We start from the raw sequence: 5,673 nt of genomic DNA on the forward strand, positions 1-5,673 counted from the left end.
CCGCAGGCGGCGCCGGGGCAAGCCGCGCCGCCGCTCGCGCAGGCTCAAGCGCCGCTTCAGGCGCAGCAGCCGCCTGCGCAGCAACAGCAACAGCAACAGCAAGCCCAGCCGCAAGCGCAGCAGGAAGGCCGGGTGCGCGCGCTGACGGCGATGTTCGAAACCCAGAATCAGGATCAGGGCCAGAACCAGGGCGGTCCGCGCCACCGTTGATCCGCCCTCGCCGCTCGCCCGCGCTGAGGTGCGGGCGAGCGCGCGGCGAACCGGCGCCCGCCAAGGCGCGCCGGCCGGTTCGAACCCGCGCCGGCCGCCACTGCGGCCGGCGCGGGATTTCGCCGCAATCTGCGCAAGACCGCCGCGGCCTGGACCGCAGCTATAAACGCGCACCGCCGACGCACCGGCCCCGGCGGCGCGCGCGTTGCGCTTACATCTGCGACTGCTGCTCGACGTTGTAACGCGCCACCGCGCAATCGGCGAAACCCGAGCGCAGCGTGTTGATGAACACGTTCTCCACGCAGGTCGCATCGGTGGCGCCGCTGAGGCCTTCGAACACGGTCGGCTGACGCGCCATGATCGTGTTGTGCACGATCCGCGCGCGCGGCGAGTTCTGCAGCCGCACAAGGCGGTCGCCGCGGCTGAAGTCGAGGAACTGGTTGCCGGTCAGCTGGGCGTCGGGCGATTCGAACAATTCCAGGCCGGTTGGACCGTTGAAACCCGCCACCACGTTGTTGCTGATCGTCACCCGCGGCAAGCCCTGCACGATCAGCGCCGCGCCCGGATTCGCCGTTGCGCCCTGGCCGTAGCCGACCACGCGGTTGCCGACGATGCGCGCCGGCTCGATCTGCGGATCGATCGGCCCGCCCTGGAAGTACTCGCCGCGCGCCACGATCGGGGCGAACTGCGCGCGCAGCACGGTGTTGTTGAGCAACTGCGCGCCGGACCGGGCTTCCAGGAAGATCCCGACCGCGAAGCCTTCGATGCGGCAATTGCGCACCACGACCTGGTTGCCGCCGCGCACGCGGATGCCGGTCTCGCTGTTGCCGGGCTGCGCGCTGGCCAGGGTGCGGCTGCGGCAGTCCAGTTCGATGTCCGCGCCGTCGATCTCGATCGGCAGGCTGCGGTTGGCGCTGAGGCAGTACTTGCCCGGCAGATGCACGCCGACCTGGGTCGGCGGCAGGATCGTGTCGCAGGCCAGAGCGTTGGCGCTGAGCAGCAGGCCGGCCAGGGCGAGGCCGGTGTTGGCTGGATGACGCATGGAGTTCTCTTCCTTGTGATGGAGTCGCATAGCGCCGGCGTGCGGCCGGCGCGGGTCCAGTGTGGCGGCCGCGCGTCTGCGTGAGCGCGACCGCGGCGGGTCAATCGTTGTTGATCTGCTCGACGTTGTAGCGCCGCACCGAGCACTGCTGGAAGCCCGGAGCGACGGTGTTGATGAACACGTTCTCGATGCAGGTGGCGTCGACCGCGCCGACCAGGCCGCGCCCGTCGATGCCCCGGCGCAGCATCGCGGTGTTGTGGAGCAGCCGCGCGCGCGGCGACTGCTCCATGCGCACCGCCGCCGAGCCGCCTTCGTTGAGGTCGAGCAGTTGATTGCCGGTGAGCTGCGCGTCCGGCGCGCGGTCGAGCCAGATCGCGCTCCAGCCGCGGAATCCGGCGACCAGGTTGTTGGTCAGCACCGGCTTGGCCGCGTGCTGGACGGCGATCGCCGAATCGGCGCCCTGGCCTTGGCCGTAGTAGAAGATCCGGTTGCCGATCAGCCGCGCGTTCTCGTCCTCGGGCCGTTCGCTGCCGTGCACGGCGATGCCCACGCCGCCGTCGACGACGGTGTTGTTGAGCACTTGCGCGTTGCCGCGCTCGCTCACCAGGATGCCGTAGCTCCAGCCTTGCAGGCGGCAGTTGCGCACGACGGCCTTGTCGCCGCGGCGCAGGTGCACGCCGACGCCGTCGTTGCCGTCGTTGGGCGTCCAGCTCAGGGTGCGGCCGCGGCAATCGAGTTCGACGTCGTCGGCGAGGATCGCGATGGGTTGGTTGCGATCGGCGTTCAGGCAGTACTTGCCGGGCTGATCGATGAATCGTCGCTGGGGATCCAGCACGGTGTCGCAGGCCAGCGCCGAACCGGCGCCGATCAGGCAGGCCAAAGCCAAGCCCGTACGCATGAAGATGCGCATGAAGTCCCTCTCTTGTGGTTGCGTCCATGGGTGATGCGCAGCGCCGCCGCACAAGCCGGCGCCGGCATGGCGAGTATGCGCAGACGCTAGCGACGGCGCCATCGCTGGCGCGGCGACGCGCGTTTTTTCCTGTATCGACGCATCAGTCGCAACGCGTGCGACGCCGTGCCCGACAAGAATGGCGCGGATCGAAACCCGCACGGCTGCGCGTCGGCTTTACTGCGCGCTGCGTTCGCCGATCCAGCGCCGGGCCTGTTCGAGAATCTCCTCCGCCAACGCCGCATCGTCGCTGAGCCGCGCCAACGTCAGCGCGCCGACCATCGCCGACCAGCGCCCGATCGCTTCGCGCCGGCGCGCCGCCGCGTCGGCGCCGGGCGCGGTCTCGCTCATGCGCCGCAATTGCTCGCGCAGGCCCGCGGTCATCGTTGCGCGCGCCTGCGGCGACTGGCGCAAGGTCTCCGCGCCCAGGCCGGCGACCGGGCAACCGCCGGCCGCGTCCGCGCAGTGCTGCGACGACAGGTAACCGGCCAGGAAGGCCTCGGGTTCGGCCGCGACCTCGCTGCCGGCGAGCACGTGCGCCAGGGTCTGGGCGATGAGCTCGTCCTTGGACTGGAAGTGGCCGTAGAAGGCGCCGTGGGTAAGGCCGGCGGCCTTCATCACTTCCGCCACGCTGACCGCGTCGAAGCCGCGCTCGCGGAACAGCCGGCCGGCCTGGTCGAGGATGCGGCGGCGGTTTTCGCCGACTTGCTCGCGGCTGACTTTCATCGGGGGCGCTCTCCTGGGGACGCTTGACAGCTTACATGACGGCCATCATGATAACTCAATCATGATGCTCATCATGAATAAACCCGGGCCGGCGCTTGCCGGTTCGGCCCAACCGAATTCCCATCCGAGCCCTCCCCCATGTCCAAGCTCCCCACTGTCGTGATCACCGGCGCCTCCACCGGCATCGGCGCCGTTTATGCCGACCGCTTCGCCCGCCGCGGCCACGACCTGATCCTGGTCGCGCGCGACCTCGCCCGCCTGCAAGCGCTGGCCGAGCGCCTGCGCGCCGACTACGGCGTCGCCGCCGAGCCGCTGCAGGCCGACCTCGCCGACCCGGCGCAACTGGCCGGACTGGAACGCCTGCTGCGCGACGACGCCCGCATCGGCGTGCTCATCAACAACGCCGGCGCCACCCTGCCCGGCGGCTTCCTCGAACAAACCCCGGAACAGACCGCGCAGCTGATCGCGCTCAACGTCACCGCGCCGACCCGGCTGGCCGCGGCGATCGCTCCGCGCCTGGCCGCGGCCGGCAGCGGCGCCATCGTCAACCTGGCCTCGGTGGTCGGGCTGGCGCCGGAGTTCGGCATGAGCGTCTACGGCGCGACCAAGGCCTTCGTGCAGTACCTCAGCCAGTCGCTGCAGGGCGAGCTCGGCGGCAAGGGCGTGTACGTGCAGGCGGTGCTGCCGGCGGCGACGCGCACCGAAATCTGGCAGCGCTCGGGGCGCGATGTCGCGCAGATTCCCGGGGTGATGGAAGTCGACGCCCTGGTCGACGCCGCCTTGGCCGGTTTTGATCGGCGCGAGGCGGTGACGATCCCGCCGCTGCACGACGAAGCCCTGTGGCAGGCCGCCGACGCGGCGCGCAAGGCGATGCTGCCGCACTACAGCCAGTCGCAGCCGGCGCCGCGCTACCTCTGATCGCGGCCGGCTTCCCCCTGTAGGAGCGGCGCGAGCCGCGACCGCGAATCCGCAACGACGACGCAAGCCCGGCCGCCCTGGCCGGCGTGCATCGCGCGGTGGGCGCTTGCGCCGCACGCCGGTTGGCGCGGTCGCGACTTGCGTCGCTCCTACATCAGGGGGCTGCGGCTGGATTCGCTGGCGACCCGACTGTACGCAATGGTATGTTTCGGCCACCGCCGCCCCGCGTGCCTGCGCCGCCATGCAAGACCTGCTGCTGTTCTCCCACGCCAACGGCTTCCCCGCCCCGGTCTACCGGCTGATGCTGGAGGCGCTGCCGGCGCGTTACCGGATCGTGCGGCCCGAGCGCATCGGCCACGACCCGCGCTATCCGGTGACCCTGGACTGGCCGCATCTGATCGAGGAACTGGTCCAGCGCACCCAGGCCGCGGCCGGCGACGCGCGGCGGATCTTCCTGGTCGGCCATTCCCTCGGCGGCTACCTCAGCCTGCTGGCCTCGCACCGGCTGGCCGGCACCGCGCTGGCCGCGCGCGTGGCCGGGGTGGTGATGCTGGATTCGCCGCTGATCGCCGGCTGGCGCGCGCGGCTGGTGCAACTGGGCCGGCGCACCGGCCTGGACAACCTGGTCATGCCGACCCGCGCGACCCTGCAGCGCCGCCGCCACTGGCCCGACCGCGACGCGGTGCGCGCGCACTTCCTGGCCAAGCCCGCGTTCGCGCGCTGGGACGCGCGCGTGCTCGAGGACTATGTCGAACACGGCACCCGCGCCGGCGCCGACGGCGCGCGCGAGCTGGCGTTCGAACGCGAGATCGAATACCGCATCTACCGCAGCTTGCCGACCACCTCGCTGAGCAGCCTGACCGCGCTGCTGCGCACCCCGGTCGGTTTCCTCGCCGGCACCGGCTCGCGCGAACTGCGCAACGCCGGCAGCGCGGCGACGCGGCGCCTGGTCGGCGAGCGCTGGGCCTGGGTCGAAGGCAGCCATTTGTTCCCGATGGAACGGCCGCTGGAGACCGCGCAGGCGATCGCGGCGATGCTCGAACGCCTCGCGCCGGCCGCGGCCGAAACCCTCGCCGAACCGCTGCGCCCGACCGGCACCTGAGCACCCGCGCCGCTTCGATAGCCCCCTGTAGGAGCTGCGCAAGCTGCGACCGCGCCAACGCAACTACGACGACAGCTTCGCCGTAGCTGAGGATTCGCGGTCGCAGCTCGCGCAGTTCCTACAGCGCACCATCGAAGCTACGCAGCGGCGGCCGCAAACGAGGAAGGCCGCGATTCGCATCGCGGCCTTCGTGGGTGCAGGCGTTGGGCAGGCGGCGTCTGCGCCCTGCCCGCGCGCGCGTCACCAGACCAGATCGTCGGGCACCTGGTACATCGGATCGGCGTAAGGATCGTCCTGCGCCGGCGCGTTCGGGTCGACCTTCAGCGCCACCGCCGGGGCGAAGATTTCTTCGGCCTGGGCCAGCATCGCCGCGGTCACCAGCAGGTAGCGGCCTTCCTGCTGCAGCACGCCGAGCTCGCCGGCGTTGAGCTGCTTGAGTTGCTCGGCGGTCACGTACACGCGCTTGATCTTGCCGCCGTAAGGGAAATGCCGGGCGATGTCGGCGTCGGCGACGTTGAGCGCCTGGTCCTTGAGCAGTTCGGCCAGCTTGGCCCGCGCTTCGCGGCGCAGGCGCGCTTCTTCCTGCTTGGCCTTCTCCGCGGCGATGCGCTCGTCCTTCTCGCGCTGGGCGCGGATGGCGTAGGCCTTGGCCAGGTCGATGTCCTCGCGCGTGGCCGGACGGCCGCCGGCGCCGGGACGGCCGCGGCCGCGCTCGCCCGGCTTGGC

General features: G+C 71.2%; 7 protein-coding genes. 2 read left to right on the forward strand and 5 right to left on the reverse strand.

Annotated features, from left to right (window positions below; genetic code table 11):
* The 4 genes from A7A76_RS03450 to A7A76_RS03465 all read right to left on the reverse strand — a co-directional run.
* Positions 1-204, reverse strand: a 204-nt coding sequence (locus A7A76_RS03450) for a hypothetical protein (protein ID WP_206409885.1), incomplete at its 3' end; no start/stop codon positions are given.
* Between the two features lie 217 nt (positions 205-421).
* On the reverse strand, positions 422-1,252 hold the full coding sequence (locus A7A76_RS03455) for a right-handed parallel beta-helix repeat-containing protein (RefSeq protein ID WP_206409886.1): 831 nt from the start codon (positions 1,250-1,252) through the stop codon (positions 422-424).
* A 100-nt stretch (positions 1,253-1,352) separates the two neighbouring features.
* A complete protein-coding gene (locus tag A7A76_RS03460; protein WP_206409887.1) occupies positions 1,353-2,162 on the reverse strand; it encodes a right-handed parallel beta-helix repeat-containing protein in 810 nt (269 codons plus the stop codon).
* A 216-nt stretch (positions 2,163-2,378) separates the two neighbouring features.
* A complete protein-coding gene (locus A7A76_RS03465; protein WP_206409888.1) occupies positions 2,379-2,927 on the reverse strand; it encodes a TetR/AcrR family transcriptional regulator in 549 nt (182 codons plus the stop codon).
* Between the two features lie 138 nt (positions 2,928-3,065).
* Between A7A76_RS03465 and A7A76_RS03470 the strand changes: the two genes are divergently transcribed.
* Entirely contained in the window at positions 3,066-3,845 is a 780-nt protein-coding gene (locus tag A7A76_RS03470; protein WP_206409889.1) for an SDR family NAD(P)-dependent oxidoreductase, read from the forward strand.
* 241 nt (positions 3,846-4,086) lie between these two features.
* Complete coding sequence (locus tag A7A76_RS03475; RefSeq protein ID WP_206409890.1) at positions 4,087-4,947, forward strand: alpha/beta fold hydrolase; 861 nt, start codon at positions 4,087-4,089, stop codon at positions 4,945-4,947.
* Between the two features lie 240 nt (positions 4,948-5,187).
* Here the strand turns inward: A7A76_RS03475 and A7A76_RS03480 are convergent.
* On the reverse strand, positions 5,188-5,673 hold a 486-nt coding region (locus A7A76_RS03480; RefSeq protein WP_206409891.1), incomplete at its 5' end, for a DUF2058 domain-containing protein.

This window comes from Lysobacter enzymogenes, assembly GCF_017168095.1.
GTDB lineage: Bacteria > Pseudomonadota > Gammaproteobacteria > Xanthomonadales > Xanthomonadaceae > Lysobacter > Lysobacter enzymogenes_D.